This is a genomic window from Rhodopseudomonas palustris (assembly GCF_003226555.1).
GTDB classification, from domain to species: domain Bacteria; phylum Pseudomonadota; class Alphaproteobacteria; order Rhizobiales; family Xanthobacteraceae; genus Rhodopseudomonas; species Rhodopseudomonas palustris_I.
This window is the reverse complement of record NZ_QKQS01000001.1, coordinates 52,459-74,185: the sequence shown is the minus strand read 5'-3', so window position 1 is coordinate 74,185 and position 21,727 is coordinate 52,459. Positions and strand designations below refer to the sequence as shown.

General features: G+C 65.1%; 26 protein-coding genes. 14 read left to right on the top strand and 12 right to left on the bottom strand.

The features are described from left to right. Window positions 1-19: 19 nt before the first annotated feature. Window positions 20-877: a glycosyltransferase family 92 protein gene (locus DNX69_RS00430; RefSeq protein WP_110783927.1), complete on the bottom strand. Its 858-nt coding sequence runs from the start codon at window positions 875-877 to the stop codon at window positions 20-22. 95 nt (window positions 878-972) lie between these two features. Continuing rightward, window positions 973-1,401 carry a universal stress protein gene (locus tag DNX69_RS00425; RefSeq protein WP_110783925.1) on the bottom strand — a complete coding sequence of 143 codons (429 nt, stop codon included), beginning with the start codon at window positions 1,399-1,401 and terminating at the stop codon, window positions 973-975. A gap of 98 nt (window positions 1,402-1,499) precedes the next feature. Between DNX69_RS00425 and DNX69_RS00420 the strand changes: the two genes are divergently transcribed. Beyond that, a complete protein-coding gene (locus tag DNX69_RS00420) occupies window positions 1,500-1,913 on the top strand; it encodes a twin-arginine translocation pathway signal (protein ID WP_110784133.1) in 414 nt (137 codons plus the stop codon). 7 nt (window positions 1,914-1,920) lie between these two features. Here DNX69_RS00420 and DNX69_RS00415 read toward each other — a convergent pair whose 3' ends face one another. Beyond that, window positions 1,921-3,111 carry an FAD-dependent monooxygenase gene (locus DNX69_RS00415; protein WP_110783923.1) on the bottom strand — a complete coding sequence of 397 codons (1,191 nt, stop codon included), beginning with the start codon at window positions 3,109-3,111 and terminating at the stop codon, window positions 1,921-1,923. Between the two features lie 18 nt (window positions 3,112-3,129). Then, the gene (locus tag DNX69_RS00410; protein WP_110783922.1) at window positions 3,130-3,375 is read right to left on the bottom strand and encodes a zinc-finger domain-containing protein; all 246 of its coding nucleotides are present in this window, start codon (window positions 3,373-3,375) and stop codon (window positions 3,130-3,132) included. 207 nt (window positions 3,376-3,582) lie between these two features. On the opposite strand from DNX69_RS00410, the gene DNX69_RS00405 reads away from it, so the two are divergent. The 4 genes from DNX69_RS00405 (at window position 3,583) to DNX69_RS00390 (ending at window position 7,031) form a co-directional block, all read left to right on the top strand. Next, the gene (locus tag DNX69_RS00405) at window positions 3,583-4,731 is read left to right on the top strand and encodes a hypothetical protein (RefSeq protein ID WP_110783920.1); all 1,149 of its coding nucleotides are present in this window, start codon (window positions 3,583-3,585) and stop codon (window positions 4,729-4,731) included. A gap of 145 nt (window positions 4,732-4,876) precedes the next feature. Further along, window positions 4,877-5,632: an alpha/beta fold hydrolase gene (locus tag DNX69_RS00400; RefSeq protein WP_110783918.1), complete on the top strand. Its 756-nt coding sequence runs from the start codon at window positions 4,877-4,879 to the stop codon at window positions 5,630-5,632. A 213-nt stretch (window positions 5,633-5,845) separates the two neighbouring features. Next, a complete protein-coding gene (gene cysE, locus DNX69_RS00395; protein ID WP_110783917.1) occupies window positions 5,846-6,673 on the top strand; it encodes a serine O-acetyltransferase in 828 nt (275 codons plus the stop codon). A gap of 139 nt (window positions 6,674-6,812) precedes the next feature. Next, a complete protein-coding gene (locus tag DNX69_RS00390; protein ID WP_110784131.1) occupies window positions 6,813-7,031 on the top strand; it encodes a DUF3126 family protein in 219 nt (72 codons plus the stop codon). Window positions 7,032-7,046: 15 nt separating this feature from the next. Here DNX69_RS00390 and DNX69_RS00385 read toward each other — a convergent pair whose 3' ends face one another. Beyond that, entirely contained in the window at window positions 7,047-7,754 is a 708-nt protein-coding gene (locus DNX69_RS00385) for a hypothetical protein (RefSeq protein ID WP_110783915.1), read from the bottom strand. A 190-nt stretch (window positions 7,755-7,944) separates the two neighbouring features. Between DNX69_RS00385 and DNX69_RS00380 the strand changes: the two genes are divergently transcribed. Beyond that, a complete protein-coding gene (locus tag DNX69_RS00380; protein ID WP_110783913.1) occupies window positions 7,945-8,277 on the top strand; it encodes a DUF6949 family protein in 333 nt (110 codons plus the stop codon). A 58-nt stretch (window positions 8,278-8,335) separates the two neighbouring features. Then, window positions 8,336-8,866: a gamma carbonic anhydrase family protein gene (locus DNX69_RS00375; protein WP_110783912.1), complete on the top strand. Its 531-nt coding sequence runs from the start codon at window positions 8,336-8,338 to the stop codon at window positions 8,864-8,866. A gap of 19 nt (window positions 8,867-8,885) precedes the next feature. On the opposite strand, the gene DNX69_RS26185 is transcribed toward DNX69_RS00375, so the two are convergent. From DNX69_RS26185 to DNX69_RS00365, 3 genes are all read right to left on the bottom strand, one after another. Beyond that, entirely contained in the window at window positions 8,886-9,053 is a 168-nt protein-coding gene (locus DNX69_RS26185) for a hypothetical protein (protein WP_165825144.1), read from the bottom strand. Window positions 9,054-9,063: 10 nt separating this feature from the next. Continuing rightward, a complete protein-coding gene (locus DNX69_RS00370; RefSeq protein WP_110783910.1) occupies window positions 9,064-9,255 on the bottom strand; it encodes a hypothetical protein in 192 nt (63 codons plus the stop codon). A 218-nt stretch (window positions 9,256-9,473) separates the two neighbouring features. Then, entirely contained in the window at window positions 9,474-10,967 is a 1,494-nt protein-coding gene (locus DNX69_RS00365) for a porin (RefSeq protein WP_110783909.1), read from the bottom strand. A gap of 523 nt (window positions 10,968-11,490) precedes the next feature. Here DNX69_RS00365 and DNX69_RS00360 point away from each other — a divergent pair. Further along, entirely contained in the window at window positions 11,491-12,078 is a 588-nt protein-coding gene (locus DNX69_RS00360; protein ID WP_110783907.1) for a MarR family winged helix-turn-helix transcriptional regulator, read from the top strand. A gap of 143 nt (window positions 12,079-12,221) precedes the next feature. Here DNX69_RS00360 and DNX69_RS00355 read toward each other — a convergent pair whose 3' ends face one another. Beyond that, entirely contained in the window at window positions 12,222-12,842 is a 621-nt protein-coding gene (locus DNX69_RS00355; RefSeq protein WP_110783905.1) for a transglutaminase-like cysteine peptidase, read from the bottom strand. A gap of 332 nt (window positions 12,843-13,174) precedes the next feature. After that, window positions 13,175-13,786 (bottom strand): PilZ domain-containing protein, encoded by a 612-nt coding sequence (locus DNX69_RS00350; RefSeq protein ID WP_110783904.1) that lies wholly within the window; start codon window positions 13,784-13,786, stop codon window positions 13,175-13,177. A gap of 307 nt (window positions 13,787-14,093) precedes the next feature. On the opposite strand from DNX69_RS00350, the gene DNX69_RS00345 reads away from it, so the two are divergent. Then, window positions 14,094-14,858 carry a Crp/Fnr family transcriptional regulator gene (locus DNX69_RS00345; protein WP_110783902.1) on the top strand — a complete coding sequence of 255 codons (765 nt, stop codon included), beginning with the start codon at window positions 14,094-14,096 and terminating at the stop codon, window positions 14,856-14,858. Here DNX69_RS00345 and DNX69_RS00340 read toward each other — a convergent pair. After that, window positions 14,840-15,397 (bottom strand): PAS domain-containing protein, encoded by a 558-nt coding sequence (locus DNX69_RS00340; RefSeq protein WP_110783900.1) that lies wholly within the window; start codon window positions 15,395-15,397, stop codon window positions 14,840-14,842. The two genes, DNX69_RS00345 and DNX69_RS00340, sit on opposite strands and share 19 nt — an antisense overlap. A 484-nt stretch (window positions 15,398-15,881) precedes the next feature. Here DNX69_RS00340 and DNX69_RS00335 point away from each other — a divergent pair, with 484 nt between their 5' ends. Next, window positions 15,882-16,655: a rhomboid family intramembrane serine protease gene (locus DNX69_RS00335; protein WP_110783899.1), complete on the top strand. Its 774-nt coding sequence runs from the start codon at window positions 15,882-15,884 to the stop codon at window positions 16,653-16,655. A 236-nt stretch (window positions 16,656-16,891) separates the two neighbouring features. Then, window positions 16,892-17,320: a CBS domain-containing protein gene (locus DNX69_RS00330; RefSeq protein ID WP_110783897.1), complete on the top strand. Its 429-nt coding sequence runs from the start codon at window positions 16,892-16,894 to the stop codon at window positions 17,318-17,320. 21 nt (window positions 17,321-17,341) lie between these two features. Here the strand turns inward: DNX69_RS00330 and DNX69_RS00325 are convergent, their stop codons facing one another. Then, window positions 17,342-17,977, bottom strand: a complete 636-nt coding sequence (locus tag DNX69_RS00325; RefSeq protein WP_110783896.1) for a TetR/AcrR family transcriptional regulator — start codon at window positions 17,975-17,977, stop codon at window positions 17,342-17,344. Window positions 17,978-18,128: 151 nt separating this feature from the next. Between DNX69_RS00325 and DNX69_RS00320 the strand changes: the two genes are divergently transcribed. Genes DNX69_RS00320 through DNX69_RS00310 form a run of 3 tightly spaced genes read left to right on the top strand, consistent with a single transcriptional unit; the run spans window position 18,129 to window position 21,716 of the window. Beyond that, on the top strand, window positions 18,129-20,390 hold the full coding sequence (locus DNX69_RS00320; RefSeq protein ID WP_110783894.1) for a TonB-dependent siderophore receptor: 2,262 nt from the start codon (window positions 18,129-18,131) through the stop codon (window positions 20,388-20,390). A 28-nt stretch (window positions 20,391-20,418) separates the two neighbouring features. After that, entirely contained in the window at window positions 20,419-21,534 is a 1,116-nt protein-coding gene (locus DNX69_RS00315; protein WP_110783893.1) for a PepSY-associated TM helix domain-containing protein, read from the top strand. Further along, window positions 21,531-21,716: a hypothetical protein gene (locus tag DNX69_RS00310; RefSeq protein WP_110783891.1), complete on the top strand. Its 186-nt coding sequence runs from the start codon at window positions 21,531-21,533 to the stop codon at window positions 21,714-21,716. Before DNX69_RS00315 ends, DNX69_RS00310 begins: the two co-directional genes overlap by 4 nt. Window positions 21,717-21,727 lie beyond the last annotated feature (11 nt).

Here is a 21,727-nt window from a genome sequence, read left to right as displayed (position 1 = left end):
GCCCCTGGCCCAGTTCGCATCAGGCCGGTTCGCTGTCCTGCGCCTTGCCGAACACCCGGTCCAGCACCGGCAGGATCGAGGTGTCGTCCTCGGCGTTCATGTCCTTCTCGGCGGCGAAGTGCCAGTCGCTGTCGCGCGGGACAGGGGTCGAGGCATCGCCGCGCTGGATCTTGGTCTGCAGGTCGGACAGCGAGCGCGACCAATAGTGATTGAGGCGGAGCAGGTCGAGCACCGGGCGGTCGCCCTGGAACGGGCGGCCCATGGTGTCGATGGTTTCGCCCCGCCAGTATTTGTAGAGATGGACGTTGCGGATGGCGCGAATCCAGCGCGGGTTGGCGATGGTCTTGGCCGAGATCTTCGACAGCGGCGAGCGCTTGGTGAAGGCGCGGCTGATCGGCACCGGCGGGCGCTGCTCGTGACCGGCGGAGCCGAAATACGGTGAGAACACGCCAACCGCGGGCGCGCCGTCGAACCGGCCGAGCACGTCGGTGACTTTGTCCGCGACCGGCGAGAACAGAAACTCGTCGATGTCGATCAACGCCATCCACTTCGCATCCAGCATGTGCTGCTTGATACAGTGGCGATACGCCGGCAGCTGTCCGACCTCGACCGGCCAATCGGTCAGCGTCACCAGCCCGCGCGCGATCCACGGCGCCAGCACCTCGCGGAAGTGATCGGTGCTGAAATTGTTGTAGAGGTAGAAATGGCCGACGCCGACCGCCTCATGGAAGCGCAGCCATTCGTCGAGGAACGGCGCCTCTTCGCGGAAGATCGCCACCACCGCCAGCGTCGGCACTTCGCGCTGCGCGACGATGCGGTCGCGCGCCTGCGCCCGCCACACCCAGGGCGCACGCAGCATTTGCTTCAATCCCGACACCGCTCGCTCCTTGGGAACATCCGATCGATTGCGGCGCGACACTGTTCCAAACCTGCCGGTTTGGCAAGGCGAGCGAAGCGCCGCGGACCGTGCGGTTACTTCACCAGCGTCACTGGTAGTTTGGTCAGATGCACCACCTTGTTGGCGACCGAGCCGAGCACCAGATTGCCGATCGCGCTGCGGCCGCGGGTGCCCATCACGATGCCGCTGCAGTTCAGCTCTTCGGCCCGCTTGACGATCCGCTGCGCGGTGTCGCCGGTCAGCACTTCGGAGGTGAACGGGATCTTGGCAGCGGTGAGCTTGGCGATCGCCGGCTGCAGGATGTCGTCGCCATGCTCGCGCTGCAGCTCCTCCATCTTGTCCTTGGAGACGTAGACCGCGATCTCGCCGTATAGCGCCGGCTCGGGATGGGCGTAGACCAGCACCAGTTCGATCGGCACGTTGTCGTTCACCAGGCCGATCACCCAGTCCAGCGCGCGGCCGGCATTGGCGGAGCCGTCATAGGGGAGAAGGATCTTCTGCATCGGTCGCGTCCTGCTGGTCGGGCTTGACGCCGGCCACACTGCGGTCATCACAGCCTGATTTGACCGAAACCTCAACCTGGTTCACACAGCCGGTCACCATGACATCGCAACGCCTGTTCGATTCCGCCGCAGCCCGCAGGGCTGTTGCCGCCGCTGCCCTGATCGCCGCCGCGCTCGGCCTGTCCGGCTGCGCCGGGATAGGCGACAGCGCGCTGTCGCAGGCCTTCGTCGATCCGGCCAGATACGAGCTGTACGACTGCAAGCAGCTCGAGGCGGAGCGCAAATCGCTCGACACCCAGCTCGCCAAGCTGGACGGCCTGATGCGCAAGGCGCAGACCGGCGTCGCCGGGCCGGTGGTGGCCGAGGTCGCCTACCGCAACGACTACATCAACCTGAAAGCGCAATCGCGTCTGGCCGAACAGACCTGGCGCGACAACCATTGCACCGCGACGCCGGAGCCACCGGCTGCTGCTCCCGCCGCCACCAAGCGGGCGGGGCGCGGGGCACGCTAACGGCGCCTCACGGCCGCCAGTCGTAGATCCAGCCCTGCCGCGCCAGCAGCCGGTTTGGGCCGAGCGCCCGCATGGCGACGTCGCGGGCGAGCGCTGCAGCGCCGGGCAGGTGGTAGATCGTACCGTTTTGACGGGCGAGCCGTTGCACCTGCCTGACCCGTGGCTGGCGCAGCGCCGCATAGCGCTGCAGCGTTGCTGCGACCTCTGCGGCGGCGCCTCGGCCCTCGCCATGGCGGGCGGCAAGCCCAGCGGCCAGAACCGCGGCGTCTTCGATCGCCATGCCGGCGCCCTGGGCGGCGAACGGCAGCATGCCGTGGGAGGCGTCGCCGAGCAGGGCGACCGGTCCCTGGTTCCAGGCCCCGCCGTCCGGCATCGCAAACAGCGCCCACCGCGTCCAGTTCTCGACCGCCCCGATCAACGCCTGGGCGGCGCCGGCCCAATGGGCAAACCGGGCGATGATCTCTGTCGGTTCGCCCCGCGCGCTCCAGCCGCGCTGGTTCCAGGAGCCGTCGACCACCGCCACAAGATTGATCCGCCGGCCCCCCGAGATCGGATACACCACCAAATGCGCGTCGGGCCCCAGCCAGAGCTGCACGCCGCGCAGCATTCCGCCATCCGGCATCGCCTCGGCCGGAAGCGTTCCGCGCCAGGCGATCAATCCGGAGAACCTCGGTGCGATCTGGGGGAATACCCGGCCGCGCACCGCCGACCAGATGCCGTCGGCGCCGATCACCGCCAGTGCCCGTTCCTGCGCGCCCCCGGCCGACACCGTGACGCCGTCGGCGTCTGGCGCGACGTCGTCGACGGCACAGCCGAGCCGCAGGTCGATTGCGGGATGCGCCGCCACCTGGGCGGCGAGGGCGGCTTGCAGATCGGCGCGATGCACCACCCAATACGGCGCACCGGCGCGGGTGGCGACGTCTGCGATCCGCATCCGCACGATGCTGCGGCCGGAGCGGGCATTGATCGCCGTGACGGCGTCCGGCACCACGGCGCAAGCCTCGAGTCGGGATCGCAGGCCGAGCTCGACCAGGATGCGGGAGGCGTTGGGAGATAGTTGCAGGCCGGCGCCGACTTCATCGAGGCGACCGGTCCGCTCCAGCACGGTGACGCGAAACCCCTTGGCAGCCAGCGCCAATGCGGCCGTCAGGCCGCCGATTCCGGCTCCGGCGACGATGATCGTGCGCGAGGCCGCCACGTCACGGTCAGGGTTTGATCAGGCGACCTTGTCCTTCAGCACGCTTTCCGGCGGGCGGGCTTCACCCGGTTTCAGATCCGGCGCGTAGCGATACAGCGTCGAGCAGTACGGGCAGATGATCTCGTTGTCGTTGCCGAGGTCGAGAAACACGTGCGGATGGTCGAACGGAGGAGCGGCGCCGACGCACATAAATTCCCGCGAACCGATTTCGATCGTCGCAACGCCGGCATCGTTCTGGAAGTGGGGAACCACGTGGTCGGACATTCAGCTCACCTTTGCTGACAGCGGAGGGCAACTAACAGTGCGGCGCACCATACCGGCGCCGCTGCCTGATTCCTAGAGCGGCCGCGTAGAGATTACCCGTCGAAATTCGACACAATCCCGTGGTGTGGGAGAAGCCCTTCTTTCGTCTGATCGGTTGTGTCGAAGTGATGACGCCCCACATCTACTTGGGAGAACAACGAGGAACCGATGCGACTGCAACTCGGCGTGGTGAAACTCGGTCTTGCAATCAGCGCTGTGGCGCTGATTGCGCTGTGGCCGCGCGCCCAGCACGGCGCCGCCATGATCGCCGCCCAGGACGATCCGGCGAAGCTATCGGAGCTGCAGATCGCGGACGCATTGCGGCAGGATCGAGGCATCATCGCGCGCCAGACCGAGGCTGCGTTGTCCGCCGGCGATCCTGATCTGGCACGCAGCTTTGTCGAGCTGGCGACTGCGCACCAGGTCGCGTTGCCCGACGATCTGGTGCGGCGGGTCGATGATGCGGTGAGATCGGAGCAGGCGCCGACACAAGTGGCGAGCCGGTTCGCGACCGGATTGGTCACCGGCCAGGGCGACGATCTGGCGGCGCTGTCGGGCACCCTCGCGGGCGATCTGTTCGTGTTCGGCGACGTCCGTGACGTGATCCGCGAAGGCAAGCATCTGGCGACCGGCGAGGCCGCCGATCATCTGATACTCGGGCTCGCCGCGGCCGGGATCGCGGTGACGGCGGCGACCTATGTCAGCATCGGCGCCGCCGCGCCGGCGCGTGCCGGGCTGACGCTGGTCAAGGATGCCCGCAAGGTCGGCCGTATCAGCTCCGGCCTCGTCACCTGGGCCGGCCGGTCGGCGCGTGAGATCGTCGATGCGCCGGCGCTTCGACGTGCCGTCGCGGATGCCTCGCTGCTGCGTCCGGCCCGGACGGTGGAGGCGGTGAAGGCCGCGGTCCGCACCGACAAGGCCGGCGGGCTGATGCGGTTCGCCAAGGACGTCGGCAAGATCGGCGAGAAGGCGGGCACCCGCGGCGCGTTCGACGCCTTGAAGGTCGCGGAGAACCCGAAGGATGTGGCGCGGGCCGCCCGGCTCGCGACAGCCAAGGGTGGCCAGACCCGCGCGATCATCAAGCTGCTCGGCCGGGGCGCGTTGCTGCTCGCGACCGGCGCCTGGAATTTCGCCTCGTGGATCTTCAGTGCGCTGTTGATGCTGTTCAGCGTCGTCACTTCGCTGAAGGCCGGTACCGAACGGCTGACCCAGCGCTGGCTCGACCGCCGCAGACGCAAGGCGACTAAGCGCGCGCTCGCCGCGAAGATGGTGCCGCAACCTGCGGTCGGCGTGGCATCTGCCGCGTCCGAGGCATAGTGCGAGCGCTGCTAAAATGATAAAGTTTGATCCAGTTCGTCGCGGTCGCGCTGATCGGCGGACCGCATGGCTTGGCCGTTTTCGCTGGCCTGGCTTGGCGACGTAATCCTCCACGCTCATTCCCACCATCAACGACGGATACCTGATGCCGAGCTTCCATCATGCCGGAGTCACCATCGCTTACCTCGACGAAGGAGAGGGTGAACCGATTTTGCTCGTTCACGGCTTTGCGTCGAACAAGAACGTCAACTGGGTGTACCCGTCCTGGCTGTCGGAATTGAAGCGCGCCGGACGTCGCGTCATCGCGATCGACAATCGCGGCCACGGCGAGTCCAGCAAGCTGTACGAGCCGGACGACTACACGCTCGAAGCGATGGCCGCCGACGCGGCGGCGCTGATGGATCATCTCGACATCGCGCGCGCGGACATCATGGGCTATTCGATGGGCGCGCGGATCAGCGCCAATCTGGCGCGGTGGCAGTCGCAGCGAGTGCGCTCGGTCGTGCTCGGCGGTCTCGGCATGGGGCTGCTCAGCAACGAAGGACGCCCCGGCGAAAACGTCGCGTGCGCACTCGAGGCCGATTCACTCGACGATGTCACCGATCCGGTCGGTCGTACCTTTCGCGCCTTTGCCGACCAGACCCGTTCCGATCGCAAAGCGCTCGCCGCCTGCATGCGCGGATCCCGCGGACTGATGAGCCGCGAGAACGCCGCGCAGATCGCGGTGCCGGTGCTGATCGCGGTCGGCACCGACGACGACGTGGCCGGCTCGGCGCACGAGCTCGGCGGGATCATTCCCGGCTCACAGGTGCTCGATATCCCGCGGCGCGATCACATGCGCGCGGTCGGCGACAGGGTCTACAAGGAAGGCGTGGTGGCGTTCCTGGAGCGCCGGCCGTGAGCGCCGCCGCGCCGCGCTCTTGATTCCGGCCGCATTGCGCCCAAGTTGACTGGAATAGGCACGCGCCGTGGGATTGGACCGATTTTGGAATGTCGACCAGGTTCAATAGGTTAAGGATCTGTCGCGGCGCCCGTCGCGACCCGTGCGAGGTGCCGCGACAGCCCGGTCTCCGCCGTGCTATAGTTTTGCAGTGACCCGATCGAGAGAGCCGGCATGGTGATGCATCAGATCAATCCGCAGAGTGCGACAGTCACGGCTCTCGATCCGATCTGGGAGCGCGTCCGGACCGAAGCGGAAGACATCGTGCGGCGCGAGCCCGAATTGGCGTCGTTCATCTTCGCCACCATCCTGCACCACGACCGTCTCGAGGATGCGGTGGTGCATCGGGTCGCCGAACGGCTCGATCACTCGGCGCTGTCGGGCGATCTGATCCGCCAGACGTTCGAGGACGCGCTCCGCGATCAGCCGGACATCGGCAATGCGTTTCGCGCCGACATGGTGGCGGTGTTCGATCGCGATCCGGCGACGTCGCGCTTCATCGATCCGCTGCTGTACTACAAGGGCTTCCACGCCATCCAGACCCATCGCCTGGCGCATTGGCTGCACGGTAAGGGGCGCAAGGATTTTGCGCTGTATCTGCAGAGCCGCGCCTCCGCGGTGTTCCAGACCGACGTCAATCCGGCCGCGAAAATCGGCCGCGGCATATTCCTCGATCACGCCACCGGGCTGGTGGTCGGCGAGACCGCGGTGATCGAGGACGATGTTTCGATTCTGCACGGCGTCACGCTCGGTGGTACCGGCAAAGAGCACGAGGATCGCCATCCGAAGATTCGTCGCGGCGTGATGATCGGCGCCGGCGCCAAGATTCTCGGCAATATCGAGGTCGGGCACTGCGCCCGCATTGCGGCGGGCTCGGTGGTTCTGAAGGCCGTGCCGCACAATATGACGGTTGCCGGCGTGCCGGCGAAGGTGGTGGGCGAGGCCGGCTGCGCCGAACCCTCGCGTACCATGGATCAGATGCTCAACGCGATCGGGCTTTGATCGATCGCAAATCCGTCACGGCGTTTGCAGTTCGCAACTTGCCGCGAGGGGTTGCGGCTTGCGCCGCGAGAAAGTACTGACGGCGACCTCGGCGGTGCCCACTGCGCCGCACCGCCGCTCAGTTGAATTGGAGATCACCGTGGACGTTCAGGAAGTCAGAAAACTCGATACCTATCTCAAGCGGGTATTCGGCAATCCGAAAATCCGCGTGGTGCCGCGGCCGAAGAAGGAAGACTCCGCCGAAGTGTATATCGGCGAGGAGTTCATCGGGGTGTTGTTCGTCGATGACGAGGACGACGATCGTTCGTTCCAGTTCCAGATGGCGATCCTCGAAGACGATCTCGCGGACGTCGACTAAGTACAATCGCCGCCCTCAGCCGCGTACATGCATCTGCGCGGCGAGCCGCGCGATCGCGCTTGCGACCTCGCGCCATTGGTTCAGCCACTGGCGCGGAAACCGGAAGGTGATGTCGGCACCTTCGATCCGCATTTCGCTGAGGCACATTCCCGGTGTCTGGCGGTCGCGGGTGCAGCGTGCCGACAACTCCGGCTGTTCGGCCGTGAACAGATCTTCGCTTGCATAGGGCGAGCCATCGACGAACGGCCGCATCGTCAGCCCGTCCAGCGTCTGCGACGCCTCCTGAGCCAAATAGCGTGGATAGATCGTGCGCAGTCGCGTCGTGGGGGCCAGCGTGTCCTCATGGGCAGCGATCGTGACGAAGATCCGGTCCATCGGCTGGAACTCGGCGATCTCGTCCGCGGTCTTGTGCACCACGCGCTCCGGCGGCGTCAGTGACGGATACAGGAAGACGAGATCGACTCGCTCCTGCGGTCCGGACCGGCGTTGATACTTCACCCGAAATGCCTTGGTCGGCACGTTGAACAGGGTATCGCCGATCGTGACCGGGGTGCGGTCGGGGTCGCCGACGCTCTGCACCTGCCAGGTCGGCCACAGCAGATAGGCGACCGCCGCGATCGAAGCTGCGCCGATGGCACCGCCGATCATGAGGGGGAGGCGTGAGCTGGTCCGCGGAACGCGACGGTGGCGCTGGCGACCCGAAAGCGACGATACCAAAGTCATGACAACGCAGATGTCCGACACAACGAATCAGATTCGACTATGCCACGCAGCGAATCGGTGCCGAACGGGATTGTGCGACGCACGGCAGCAATTCTTCCGCCCCGCGTTAACCCTTTTTTAAGGCTGTCGTGGCGGTCGGTGCGGGTTTTTGCGACACCGTGGGTCTCACTCATCGAGCCGGAAGCCGCCGATGTCGCCCGACGCCCTCAACAACTTGTTCTCGCTTCTGATCGGTTTCGCTGTCGCCGGTGCATTGACCAGCGCCTATCAGGCGTTGGCGCAACGACCGGCCGGGTTCGGCCTGCTGCAGCAGGGCGTGGTGCCGCAGAGCTTCGCGGCGCTGCCGTTTCTGATGTTCGCGGCGCCCTTCATCATCATGCGTAACACCCTGACAGGTCCGCGTACATCCGATCTCCGCCGCGCGCAATTCGTGATGATGGCGACGCTCATCGCGGGCTTCTGGAGCCTGATGTCCGGAACCGTGGTGCTGATGTCGCTGCAGGCGATCGGGGTGTTCGCCTGAAAACCATTGCGTCGCCGGCTTCGCGTTGTCATGACGAAGGCGAAGACAGGAGACTGCGATGGCGATCTACGAACTCGACGGGCAGCAGCCCGAGCTTCCGGCGGATGGGAATTACTTCGTCGCCGATAGTGCGTCGGTGATCGGCAAGGTTCGGCTCGGCGCTTCGGTGTCGGTCTGGTTCGGCGCCGTGATGCGCGGCGACAACGAGTGGATCGAGATCGGCGAGGGCTCGAACATCCAGGACGGCACCACCTGCCACACCGACCCGGGTTTCCCGCTCAAGGTCGGCAAGGGCTGCACCATCGGCCATAACGTCATCCTGCACGGCTGCACGATCGAAGACAGTGTGCTGATCGGGATGGGCGCGATCGTGATGAACGGCGCCAAACTGGCCCGCGGCTGCGTCGTCGGCGCCGGTGCCGTGGTCACCGAAGGAAAATCTTTCCCGGAGAATTCGCTGATCCTGGGCGCACCCGCCAAAGTCACGAGGACGCTGACGCCGGAACAGGTGCAGGCGATGCTGGCCGGAGCAGGGTTCTACGTCGCCAATGGCCAGCGCTACGCCAAGGGCCTGAAAAAGATCGGGTAAGAGCGCGCCGGCGCAGCGTTCACGTTCCTTCCGATTCGCTCGCCTCGATCGCGGTTGCGATCCGCTCGTGGCCGGCCGCCCACAGCGCGTATTCTTCGCTGCCGTCGTGATACGGATTGGCTTCGGCGGGAATGTTCTGGCGCGCGGCGCGTTCGCCCAGCGTGAACGGATCGGGGTCGGCTGACATCGGCTGCTCCTCAATGCTTGCGATGCGGAGAGGGCCCCGCGCTCTTGCGCAGCGCCTCCTTCAGGTCGATCGGCACGCCGTGCTTCTTCAGCAGGTCGGCGAAAGCTTCGTCGGCGAGCTCCTGGAGCGTCGCCATCCGATCACGGCCGAGCTGTGTCAGCTTGTCGAGAGTGTCTTCGTCGAAGCCGATCAGCTTGCGCATCGCGTGGTCTCCGCGACGTCAAGTTCCGACGCTTGAAAACGTTCCGAGACCGCAGCGGCGGAGCTGCGAGTGAGGGGTCGCTGATCTGGAGCGCGTCCGCGGCCGCCAAAGCGCGGAAAGAAAAACTCGGACGCGCACAGTGGTGCTCAAAAAGGAAAACCTCCGGCGGGGCATCGCCGGAGGTTCCTTGGAGGTTTACAAGTTCCTTTCGTGTGGACTTAGAAAGTGCGCTGGACGCGGACGGCGCCCACCACGGTGTCCTGATCCTTGAACTCGTACCGAGCGGTCGGCTTGGTCGCGGTCGGCGAGATCGCGGCGGCGGTCACACCCGAGTAGTTCTGGTCGAGCCGCATCCACATCACTTCGCCCGAGAACGTCAGGTTCTTGACCGGGGTCCAGGCGGTGCGGACACCGATCTGAGCGATGTTGAAGTTCGGGTTACCGGTGTAGGTGGTGCCGAAGCCCGGGACAACCGCAGCCAGAGCCGCGTTGTACAGGGCGCCGCCGGTGCCACCGAAGTCGACCGACGAGTAGGCACCGAAGATCGAAGTCGCCCAGTTCGGGTTCCAGTTGTGGTTGAACGCGCCGCGGATACCCCACGATTTGACGGTGGAGAGGCCGGTGCCGGTGACGTTGTTGGCGCCGGCGAAGACGGCGTCCGGAGCCGAAGCGAAGCCGACGCTCTGATACGCGCCGAAGCCGCTGTCGCTGTACATCGCAAACGCGTTCGGGCTGGTGCCGCCGATCACGTAACGGGTCGCACCGTCCGCATAGGTGGCGTCGAGGTTGATCGAGTCACCCCGGCCGGTCGGCAGGTTCTTGAGCGACAGGGCGGCGAGCACCGCGAAGCCCCACTTGTCGCTCGGATGACCGGAGGTCTCCAGCGCCGGATTGTAGTAGCTGGCGCGGACCTGGTGGGCCGCGGCCGACACCTGGAACAGACCCCAGGCCTGATCGACGCGGATCTTGCCGACGATGTCCGGAACGTTGGTGCCAGCGGTGTAGCTGGTGCCGTTGCCGGCGCCCTGCAGCCAGGAGGCAGCGGTACCGCCGGTGGCGTTGATGACGTTGGAAACGCCCTGCGCCCAGCGATAGCTGCTCTGGTCTTCGAGGCTGATCGAGGCCGACACGCCGTTGCCGAATTCGGCAGTGTAGCTGACCTGGTTGATGCCGGTCGAGGTGTCGTCGCCGCCGAGCAGGTTCGAAGTGATGTTGCCCGGACCGCCGTTCCACGGGGTCGAGAACTGCGAAACCGCCTTACCGAAGGTGAAGCCGGCGAACTGCACGAACGCGAAGTACACGCCGGGGGTGTCACCACCGGCAACCGGCGCACCGCTGGTCCAGGTGAACACGGATTCGAAGTAGGTGCGAACCACGCCGTATTCGGTCGCGGTGCGGGTGTCGATGTTCAGGTCGGCGCGCGAACGGTAGATGGTGTTGTTCGACAGCCGGTTGCCCTGACCGGCGGCGCCGTTCCACGACGGGGTTTCCGTCATGCCCGCGGCGTTGAACGCGTACTCGGCGCGGATGTAGCCGCCGAGCTTGATGCAGGTGTCGGTGCCCGGGACGTAGTAGAAGCCGGCGCCGTACAGGGAGCAGACCTTCACATACTCGACCGCCTTGGCCTTGAGCGGAAGATCGGCCGCCTGCGCGCCAGCGGTGGCGACGAGAAGCGCCGCACCACCGAGCATAAGGCTCTTCGCAAAATTCATTGTAGACCTCCAAGTTTGCCTAGAAAGGCTTGCCGACCGGTGCTGAGCGCCGGAAATGGCCCGCCCGTGAACCCGACTGTCCGTTGCCTTGGCGCCGGACAGCTTGAGCCGGGACGACTTCGAGGTTGCCCCCCTCCGTCAGGGAACTGGATACATAACAAAAATAGCTAACGGAAGGATCGAACGTTGGTGCGTCGCGTCATCAGGCGAAGCTGTGGTATTGCAGCAACAGAGCGTCATGATTCTGTCATGACCAAATTCCGCGTGTCGGATTTGTGCGTCACCAGTCCGGCTCCTCATGGGAAACTGCGATAGGCTTGAAACCAATCAGGTTTTTGCCCGACACAGAAACCTTAACGAGGCGATTGCGACGCACAACGGTACAACAGGAACGGAAAATGGCTCCTTTGGTCCCAGCTCAGGATTGCGTACATAGCCTCATCCTGGCTGCGCCGCGATTTCGGGGTCGTCCGAGTCGACAAACAACAAAAGACGTTTCGGGAATGATTCGGAGAGGCGCGGAATGCCGCATCGGAATAGGGAGCAGCGTCACAGCGAGGCCGTCGCACGGCCGTCGGGAGTGAAGCGGTCGCCCCAACCGGTGCAGAGTGGAGTGCCGCTCGATTCTCCGGAGGCCTGCTCTCACCGTGACTTCGGCCTCTCCTATCAGGTGATCTGGGATTTCGTCTCGATCAGCAACAATCTCGAAGACATGCGCCGGGCGTGGGCCAAGCTGTTCGGGATCAGCGGCTCGCAATGGCTGATCTTGATGGCGATCGCGGATCTCGATCAGGGCAATGGCGTGTCGGTCGGCGAAGTGTCGCAGAAGATCCACGCGGTCTCGACCTTCGTGACCACCCAGACCAAGATTCTCGAGCGAATGGGATTGCTCAATCGCGTGCCTTCGACCGAGGATGCGCGCGTCGTGCTGATGTCGTTATCGGACGAAGCGCGGACCAAGATCGAGCGACTGTCACCGCGCTGGGAAGCGCTGCACGAATACATCTTCCGCGACTTCGACGCCGAGGCGCTCCACGACGTCAAAGCCAAGCTCGAAATGCTGAAGCACCGCACCAAGCTGGCGATGCAGCGCGTCGTCGACGAGCCCTGAGCGAACCTTCGCCGCCACTGTCCTCGATGCCACCAAAAAGTTGTGGCCAGCCTTGGGGGAGGCTGGCCACGCACGATCCGGTCTGGGACGGGGAGGGGTGGGGATTCGACCGGGTCGCGTTTCTCCTAGTGTTTCGATCGTGGTCAGCGCTGTCTGGCGCTGGCGGTGGCAATCGCCGGACGGCCGTCGCCGAGCGCGACCCAGGTGTTCGGATCGCTCTGAGACTGCCGCTTGACGAAGCGGTAGCCGGTGTCTGTCCAAGCGACGACATCCTCGTTCTGGTTGTCGAGGATGAATTCGCCCTTGTCGGTCTTCACTGTCAGCACCGCATGGCCTTCGTTCTTCTTGTCGCGGACCACGGTGATCAGCAGCGCTTCGCGCGGCCAGCCGGCGTCGACCAGCATCTTGCGTTTCAGTAGTACGTAGTCCTCGCAATCGCCGTAACCGTCGGTCGGCAACGACCACTTCTCGATCACGCCCCAATGGTCCATGTCGGTCAGCGGTTTGACGTTGTCGTTGACCCAGCGATTGACCTTCAGCAGATCCTGCCAGGCGGTCTGCGTAAGAACGATGTCGCGCGCCTGACTGCGGCCGCTCCGGCATTCCACCGGATTGTCTGCGCAGAAATCGATCCAACCGATCGGCGCGCGCGCCTCGTCGCCGACACTGGCGTAACGAACTCTGTTTTCAGCTTGCGCCGTCGCGGTCAGCGCGACCACGGCGGCGATCACCGCAAGCCCCCGAAATCCCCTGTTGCCCGACATTGTGGCCCCCGTTTTCTTGTTGGGACCATCATTTGCACAGACGATTTGCAGGGCCGCTAAGTCGACTAAGTAAAGTCGAGGCGAATACTCGTAAAACTATCCGCGAATTCGATCTATACTTGAATCGAATTCGACTAAAATTCGAACTATCGGCAATTGATTCAAATTTGAGGAATTAACGCGGAAATTGCCGCGGGACATGGTTTGCAGGCGCGCGCAAGTGCCCGCGTTAACCGTGTGGCGCGCGGCGTTCGGCGGTCTGATGGTGGCGTTGGGGAAGCGTTATCGCGCTGCTGCAGCGTCGAAAGGGCGTCCGCCGCGGGTGATTTCGTTCACCGCGCGGTAACGTTGTCTTCGAGGGTTTCCTCGAGCTGCTCGTGGGTGAACTCCAACGCGAAGCCGTCGTCGAGATGACGGACGACGTGCGCAGCGACACGGCCGAGCAGGACTTGTGAGTTCATCGCCGGGCGTTGCTCCGCGGCGATCGCGGCGCCGGAGCGCGACATGTCGATGATGCGGCAGCTCATCTGGCTGCCGTCGTCGAGCGTGAGCACGGCGATCGGGTTGCGCGGCACGATGCGGTCGTGACGGCGGTCTTCCGGCAGATTGAGAATGTCGCGGTTGGCGAGCCAAGTCAGTTGCGCGGCGAGCTTGTCGCGCTTGCGCGGGGTCGCCGCCAACGTCATCGCGAAGCCGTTGTCGATGATCCGTGCGATCTTGCCCTCGACGCGACCGATGTGGTCGAGGTAGGCGATCACCCGGTCACCGACATTGCCGATTCCCGGCGCCAGCAGCGCCAACCCACCGGGCGACATGTTGATGACCTGGCACGGGAACTCGCGACGGTCGGGCAGCATGTAGCGGCCGAGCAGGTGAAGTTTCACCCGCTGGAAGCGCCGCCGCTCGAGGGAGCCCGGCTGAACCGTTGGTCGTTGCAACAACAAAACTGAAATTCCGATAGCCGGTCGCGCTGCCGTCATCTGCAGCCTACGACCGTCACGGTTAACGGCTCGTTAGCACTCTGCCGTGCCGGTTGCACAAGCGACGTCTCGATCGCCGCCCGGGTGGCGGCGGTGCGACGCGCGCTCCACTGCGTGAGTCCACGAAGCTTTACGCGTAGTTGTACGAAGTGGACTTTGCTCGTGACCCAACCGATTAAGGATGTGTTAGGGCCGCAATTGCAGCGGCGGAGTCGAGGAAACGGGGCGTAGGGCGTCGCGCGATGTCGTGCGTAGTCCCGGGGCGGGGATCATGGCGATTAGTCAACCAGCCAACGAATTGCTTGCGGCGTTGCAGGTCGCGGACCTGGAGCTGCTGCGGCCGCAATTGCGCACGGTCGATCTCAAGTTCGGTCAGATTCTGGTGGAGGCAGGCGCGCCGCTGGAACAGGTCGTGTTTCCTCACGGCGGCATCGTGTCCAGTATGATCCGCCTGAGCAAGGGCCTCGACATCGAGGTCGCGGCGATCGGTCGGGACGGCGTCATCGGCGCCGAGGCGGTGCACGAGACGGTCGCGGTGGCGACCGCGATGGTGCGATACCCCACCACCGCATCGGTGATCGATGTGGCGCATTTCCGTCGTGTCGTCGAAGCCAGCCCGATGCTCCGCGGTCTGCTGCTCCGCTATCAATGGGTACGTTCGGCCAGGGCCGAACAGATCGCGGCGTGCAATGCGGCGCATTCCGCCGAGGCGCGGCTGTGCCGTCGTCTGCTGCAATCGCGTGATCTTGCCGGCAGCGATTGCATGCAGCTCGGCCAAGATTTGATGGCGCAGATGCTCGGCGTGAAGCGCAACACGATCTCGCTGATCGCGCATGCCCTGCAGGAACAGGGGTTGATCCGCTACAGCCGCGGCCGGCTGGCGATCACCGACGTCAACGGACTGATCCAGCGCTCCTGCGAGTGCTACAGGGTCGATCGCGGCGGGGTCGCTGCGTCGGCGGTCGAACGTCGATCCAGCGTGATGATGCCGCGCCTGGCGGCAGAGTGCGCCGAGCCTCAGCGCCTGCCTTCGTAGACGGTCAGGCCGCGCGCCACCTGCAGCTTGCGCAATTCGCGCGGCGCGAAACGGCGCGGCTGCTCGCCGGCGGTTCGCCACGAGTTCAGCCGCAGGCTGGTGAGAGGCCCGAGCACCCGGCCGCCGAGCGGCGCCAGCAGTCCGGTCATGCTCAACGGGGTGTGGGCTCGCGGCGCAAATGGCAGCAGCAGCAGTTCCAGCGCCACCGGCGTGGCATTCGGCGTGGTGGCGCTGACGCCGGCCACTACCGCGATGGTGTCGCCGGCGACGATCTCCAGCACCTGCTGGACCGCGAGCCGTTGTTCCAGGATGAATTGCGTCGTCAGCTTTTCGCCTTTGAGGTCCTGGCCGAGCAGGGCGTTCAGCCGGGTGCCGGCGAAGCGGAACGGATAGCCGGGCGCGTCGCAGGACACCACGAACATGTCCCCGAGCAGGGCGCGCAGGGCGTCCGGTGCAATCGCGCTGCGATCCGGAGCGGCGGCTCCGTCGCGTTGCTTGTCCCAATAGGCGAAGAATGCCTGGCTCGACGGATGCTTCATGGACGACCTTGGTTCGCGGTCGTCGCGTGCGGACGGCATTGGGACAGGACTGTCCCGAGTTCGTCCGGCGCGACGCTCCTGGAGTGTTGTGCAGGAGGCTCGTTGCAGCGTCCATGCCGCGCAGTTCGAATGGGCACGCCATACCCGGCTTTGCGTCGTTAAGGTTAAATTAACTATGGCGTTGCGCGCGCGGGAACGGCCGCTAGGCTGGCGGCATTCCAGTGTTGGCGACTCCAGACCGCCCGCGCTGGTGAGATTACAGGGTGGCTGAAAAACAGGCCGGCCGACGGATCGGAGACGCGGGCTCTTCCGATGCGAACGTAGCCGGCACGGACCGAGGGAGAGGCTTTCTCAGAGCCTCTCCCTTTTCCGTCTGGCGGCTCCCGGACGGGTACGGTCGCAGCCGTTCGAATTCCACTTTGCCAGAAAATGCTCTAAGGGTGCGGATCGCTCGCCCGAGCCTTTTGCAGCAGGTTGCAGGCCGTTGGATTCCCCACTCGTATCGTCGTCATTGCCGCCGGACCCGCCGCAGCCGCAGCGCGAGCCGATATTGACCCTGCCAGGAGCGGTCACCGCCTATATCGCGCTGCTGGCGGTGATCCACCTGCGCACGCTGATGTCGCCGGAATTCGAATATTGGACGATCGAGGTCTTCGGGTTCATCCCGATGCGCTACGACCAGACGCTGCTGGACTCGCCGTTTCCCGGGGGGACCGGGGCCAAGATCTGGACGTTCGTCACCTATTCGCTGCTGCACGCCAATCTCAGCCACATCCTGTTCAACGTGCTGTGGCTGCTCCCGTTCGGGAGCGCGCTGGCGCGACGATTCGGTGCCGTGAGGTTCTTCGCGTTCATGGCGGTGACCGCGGTGGCCGGCGCATTTGCGCATCTGCTGACGCACGCCCATGAAATGGCGCCGATGATCGGGGCCTCGGCTTCGGTGTCCGGCGCGATGGCGGCGGCGATCCGCTTCGCTTTCGTTCGCGGCAGCTTCCTGTCGCTGCGACGGGGTGATGCCGATGCCGCCGCGCGGGTGCCGGCGCAGCCGCTGACCCGCGCGCTACGCGATCCGCGGGTGCTCGCCTTCCTCGGCATCTGGTTTGGTATCAACATCATCTTCGGCGTCGGTTCGATCGCGATTGGCAATGAAGGCGCCAGCGTCGCCTGGCAGGCGCATATCGGCGGCTTCTTCGCCGGGCTGTTGCTGTTCTCGCTGTTCGACCCGGTGCCGCGCGTGCCCGATGCTGCCACCCCATGATGCACTGCAGTTGTTATTCGCAGTTGCGAGAGTTTTGACGGATCGCTGAAACGCCGTAATCTTGCGGTGTCATTACACCCGGCGCCAATTTGCGCCGGGCTCGGAATGAGGATTGGCGCCGCGTTGGGTGACGCCAATCGGGTCGAGCGCTCATTCCGTCCACCGCCGTAACTGATCCGCTGCAAGTGTCACAACAAGAGCCGCCCGGTTCGACAGGCGGCCTATGGGAGGCGACCATGACCGTGCGTGCGATTTTGGAATCCAAGGGCCGTTACATCCACACCGTCGAGGCCGACGCGCGGCTCGCGGTCGCGGTGAAGACGTTGGCGGAGCGCCGCATTGGTGCGGTGCTGGTGATGAACGGCGCGCGGCTCGAGGGCATTCTGTCGGAGCGCGACGTGGTTCGTGTACTTGCCGACCGCGGTGCCGCGATGCTGGACGCGCCGGTCGGTGCAGTGATGACGCGCGACGTGATGACCTGTCGCCAAGATGATACCGTCGGCCAGATCATGGAGCGGATGACGGCAGGCAAGTTCCGGCATCTGCCGGTAATGGAGCAAGATCGCGTCGTCGGACTGATCTCGATCGGTGATATCGTCAAATCGCGTCTGACCGAATACGAGCACGAGCAGCAGGCGCTGCACGACTACATCAAATCGGCCTGAGGGCTGCGGCCGGCCCGAAACTCAGGCGCGGGCGCCGTCGAGAAACAGCGTCCAGGCTTTGTCGAAATAGGCATTCTGGGCGCGGGACGACGCGTAGGTCGAGCCGCCCAGCATGGCGTCGAGCATCGGCCCGACCGCGATGCAGTTGATCAGCTGCGCGGCGAGAAAGCGCACGTCGCCGCGCGCGAGAGCGCCGGCTTTCTGCGCCTCGCCGATCAGCGAGAGCAGGCGATCCATGATCGGATCGTCGGTCCGGTTCGCGACGGCCTGTCCGACCACGAGGGCCTCGCTGAACGCGATGCGTTTGAACGCGATCAGCGTCGGATCGAGGTTGACGGCGAGCAGCCAGCGCGCCGCAGCACGGAGCTGCGTCAGCGCATCGCCGGTCTGTGTCGCCATCGTGGTCTGGAAATGCGCCAGCGTTCGCACACGGGCATGCTCGACCACGCCTTCGAACAACGCCAGCTTCGACGGGAAGCGTCGATACACGGTGTCCTTGCCGACGCCGCAGGCGGCCACGACCTGTTCGACCGAGGTCGCGGCGAAGCCCTGCTGTGCGAACAATCGCGACGCCGTCTCGATGATGTGAAGCGACTTGGCTTCGACATCGCTTTTGCGCGGGCGTCCGCCTTTGGAAGTGGTCGTCGAAGTCGGCATTGCGGTCCCTGATCGTCGCTACGGCGAGGCGAGTCTTTCGAGCAATTCCAATCCCAGATTTGCAATCGCTTGGCAATCGATCTGGACAGGACGGTCCCGTCCCGTTTATTTCCCGCCGGTCTCTGAGGGCTGGGTATCTGGGGGAGAGCGGATGGGAAGCGAGAACAAGATTATCGTCGGTGTCGCGATTGCGCTGTCGTTGAGTGGCGGCCCCGAAGCGCTGGCGCAGAGCGCGAGCGAGGCGTCCGTGGCGCTGCCTCCGGTCACCGTGCAGCCTGCCGAACGTCGTGCGGCGCGCCGCGCGGCGCCAGCTCCCGCGGCTCGGCGCGCGGTGACGACGCGGACCCCGACGCGCGAACAGGCGACGCCTGCGGCGCGGCCGGTCAACGCCAGTAACTCCTCGGATCGCTACGTTGCCCGCACGTCGGCGACCGCGACCAAAACCGAGACCTCGGTGCTGGAAACCCCGCAGTCGATCTCGACCGTCACGCGGCGCCAGATGGACGATCAGAACGTTCAGACCGTGGCCAATGCGCTGCGCTACAGTGCGGGCGTGCTGTCGGATGCCGATACCAATGCGCGCTACGACAGCGTGTTCATCCGCGGCTTCGGCGCGTTCGGCACCGCGACCAACTATGTCAGCTTCCTCGACGGGCTGAAGTTGCCGCGAGGTCAGGCCTTCGCCAACACCGCGATCGATCCGTTTCTGCTCGACCGTGTCGAAGTGCTGAAGGGGCCGTCGGCTGTGCTGTACGGGCAGACCAGCCCGGGCGGTCTCGTCAACCAGATCAGCCGGATGCCGAGCGCAGTCCCGTACAACGAAATCCGCGTCGAGGGCGGCAGCTACGGCCGCTTCCAGTCCGGCGTCACCAGCCAGGGTGCGCTCGATAAGGATGGCCATTGGCTGTACAGCCTGAGCGCGATCGGCCGGACCTCCGGCACGCGCTATGACAATGTCGACGAGCAGCGTTTCGCCGTCGCGCCGGCGCTGACCTGGGCGCCGGACATGGACACGCGCTTCACCATTCAGAGCTATTACCAGAAGGACCCCAAGGGCGGCTACTTCAACTCGCTGTATCCGACCTCGCTGGCGCCGCTGCAATACCGACCTTATCTGAATTCCAAACTCAATGTCGGCGATCCCGGCTTCGACTCGTTCGAGCGCGAGCAGTACGGCATCGGCTATCAGTTCGACAAGCGGCTCAACGAGGTCGTCAGCGTCAAGTCGAGCCTGCGCTATTCGCACGTCGACATCGATTTCAAGTCGCTGCAGATGAGCGGGCCGCTCACCGCCACCGGCACGATCCCGCGCTGGGCGCTGCGCTCGATCGAGGATGTCGGCGGCCTGTCGACCGACAATCGTGTGCAGTTCGATCTCGCCACCGGTGCCCTGCAACACAAGATCATCACCGGCGTCGACTATCAAAACACGCTCAGCAATTGGACCTACCAGCTCGGCGGCGCGACCTCGCTCGACGTCGTCAACCCGCAGTACAATCAGCCGGTCGGCGCGCTCGCTTCGCTGATCGACAGCGGCCAGAAGCTGACGCAGACCGGGCTGTATGCACAGGATCAGATCAGCCTCGGGGGATGGCGGGCCACGCTCGGCATCCGCCACGATTGGGCCGAGCAGAGCACCGAGAGCCGGCTTGCCGGATCGCGCTCCAATCAGTCGGACGACAAGACGACCTATCGAGCCGGCCTGCTGTATCTGTTCGACAGCGGCGTTGCACCTTACGTCAGCTATTCGACCTCGTTCGAGCCGGTCACCGGCGTCGGCGCCGACGGGCAGCCCTTCATCCCGACCACGGCCGAGCAATACGAAGCCGGCATCAAATATCAGCCGACCTTCCTGCCGATGCTGTTCACCGCCTCGGTGTTCGACATCCGCCAGCAGAATGTGCTCAGCCCGTCATCCATTCCGGGCTTCAACGTGCAGCAAGGCGAGGTCCGTTCCAAGGGCGTCGAATTCGAAGCGCGCGGCAACGTCACCGACAGCCTCGAACTGATCGGCGCGTTGACGTTCCTCGACACAAGGGTGGCGCAGTCGTCGAACGCGCTGATCGTCGGCAACCGGCCGCAGGCCGTTCCGGACTTCTTCGGCTCGCTATGGGCGAATTACACGTTCCGGTCCGGCCCGGTCACCGGATTGACGTTCGGTGGCGGCATCCGCCACGTCGGCGCCAGCTACGGTGACGACGCCAACACGCTGCGCACGCCGGCCTACACGGTGGTCGATGCGGCGTTGAAATACGATCTTGCGAACGTAGCGCCGAGTCTGAAGGGAACGATGCTGACGCTCAACGTCAACAATCTGTTCGACAAGGAATACTATTCGAGCTGCTCGTCGGGGTTCTACTGTCAGTTCGGCAACCGCCGCACGGTGCTGGCGGGGGTCAGGTATCGGTGGTGACGATCGACCATAGCGAGGCCCGCCGCCGATGACGCGGCGTGCCTTGCGGATCTGGGTCTGGATCCATCGCTGGAGCGGCCTGATCTGCACGCTGTTCGCGCTGCTGCTTTGCCTGACCGGCCTGCCGCTGATCTTCAAGGACGAACTCGGTCCCGATCTGAAGCTCGCGGTGACGACGGCGTCGCCAGGCGCGGCATCGGTGGATTCGATGGTTGCGCGCGCGCTCGCGGCGCGGCCGGGCGAGGTGGTGCCGTATCTGTTCTACGATCGCGAGCATCCGATCCTGAAGGTGCCGACCGCAGCCTCGATGATCGCCGATCCGGCGTCGTTCCACTATCAGGTGTTCGACACCCGCACCGGACAACAGATCGAAGTGCCGCAGCCGAACCAGGGCTTCCTGTATGTGATGACGCGGCTGCATCTGGACCTGTTTGCCGGCCTGCCGGGCACGCTGTTTCTCGGCTTCATGGGGCTGCTGCTGGTCGTCGCCATCGTGTCCGGTGTGGTTCTCTATGGTCCGTTCACGCGGCGCCTCGACTTCGGTGTGGTCCGGACGGACGGCAGCCGCCGACGCACTTGGCTCGATCTGCACAATCTGCTCGGCATCGCGACGCTGGCCTGGTTCGGCGTCGTCGGCTTCACCGGCGTGATCAACACGCTGGCGGCGCCCATCGAACTGGCCTGGCAGGCCAATCAGCTCGTCGAGATGGCGGCGCAGGCGAAGCCGGCGTCCGGCGAGAGCCGGCACGCTTCGATCGACGCCGTGCTGCGCGAGGTCCGTGCTGCGGTGCCCGGCATGAACGTGATGACGGTGGCGTTTCCCGGCACGCCGTTCGCGACGCCGTCGCACGTCGCGATCTTTCTCACCGGCGACACGCCGATCACCAGCCGCATTCTCAAGCCGGCGCTCGCCGACGCCTCAACTGGGCACGTGGTGTCGGTGCGCGACATGCCGTGGTACGCGACTGCGCTGTTCATGTCGCAGCCGCTGCATTTCGGCGACTATGGCGGGCTGCCCTTGAAGATCATCTGGGCCCTGTTCGACGTCGCGACCATCGTGGTCCTGATCAGCGGTCTGTATCTGTGGGGAGCGAAGCGCCCGCGCCGCGGCGATGCCGAGCCTGCTGGAAGCACGGCCTCATGAGCGCGTCGCGACGACAGTGGCTGTGGCCACTCGCGCTCGCGGCTTCGACCGTGTTCGGATTGCTGTCCGCGCTGGTCGGCGAGGGCGGCCTGTGGTGGCTGCTGTGCTGGGTCGCGCTGGCATTGCCGTTGGCGACGATCGCGCTGTGCGTTGTCAGACGCCGCCTCAGCAACGATCCCTGATCTGGTGGTCC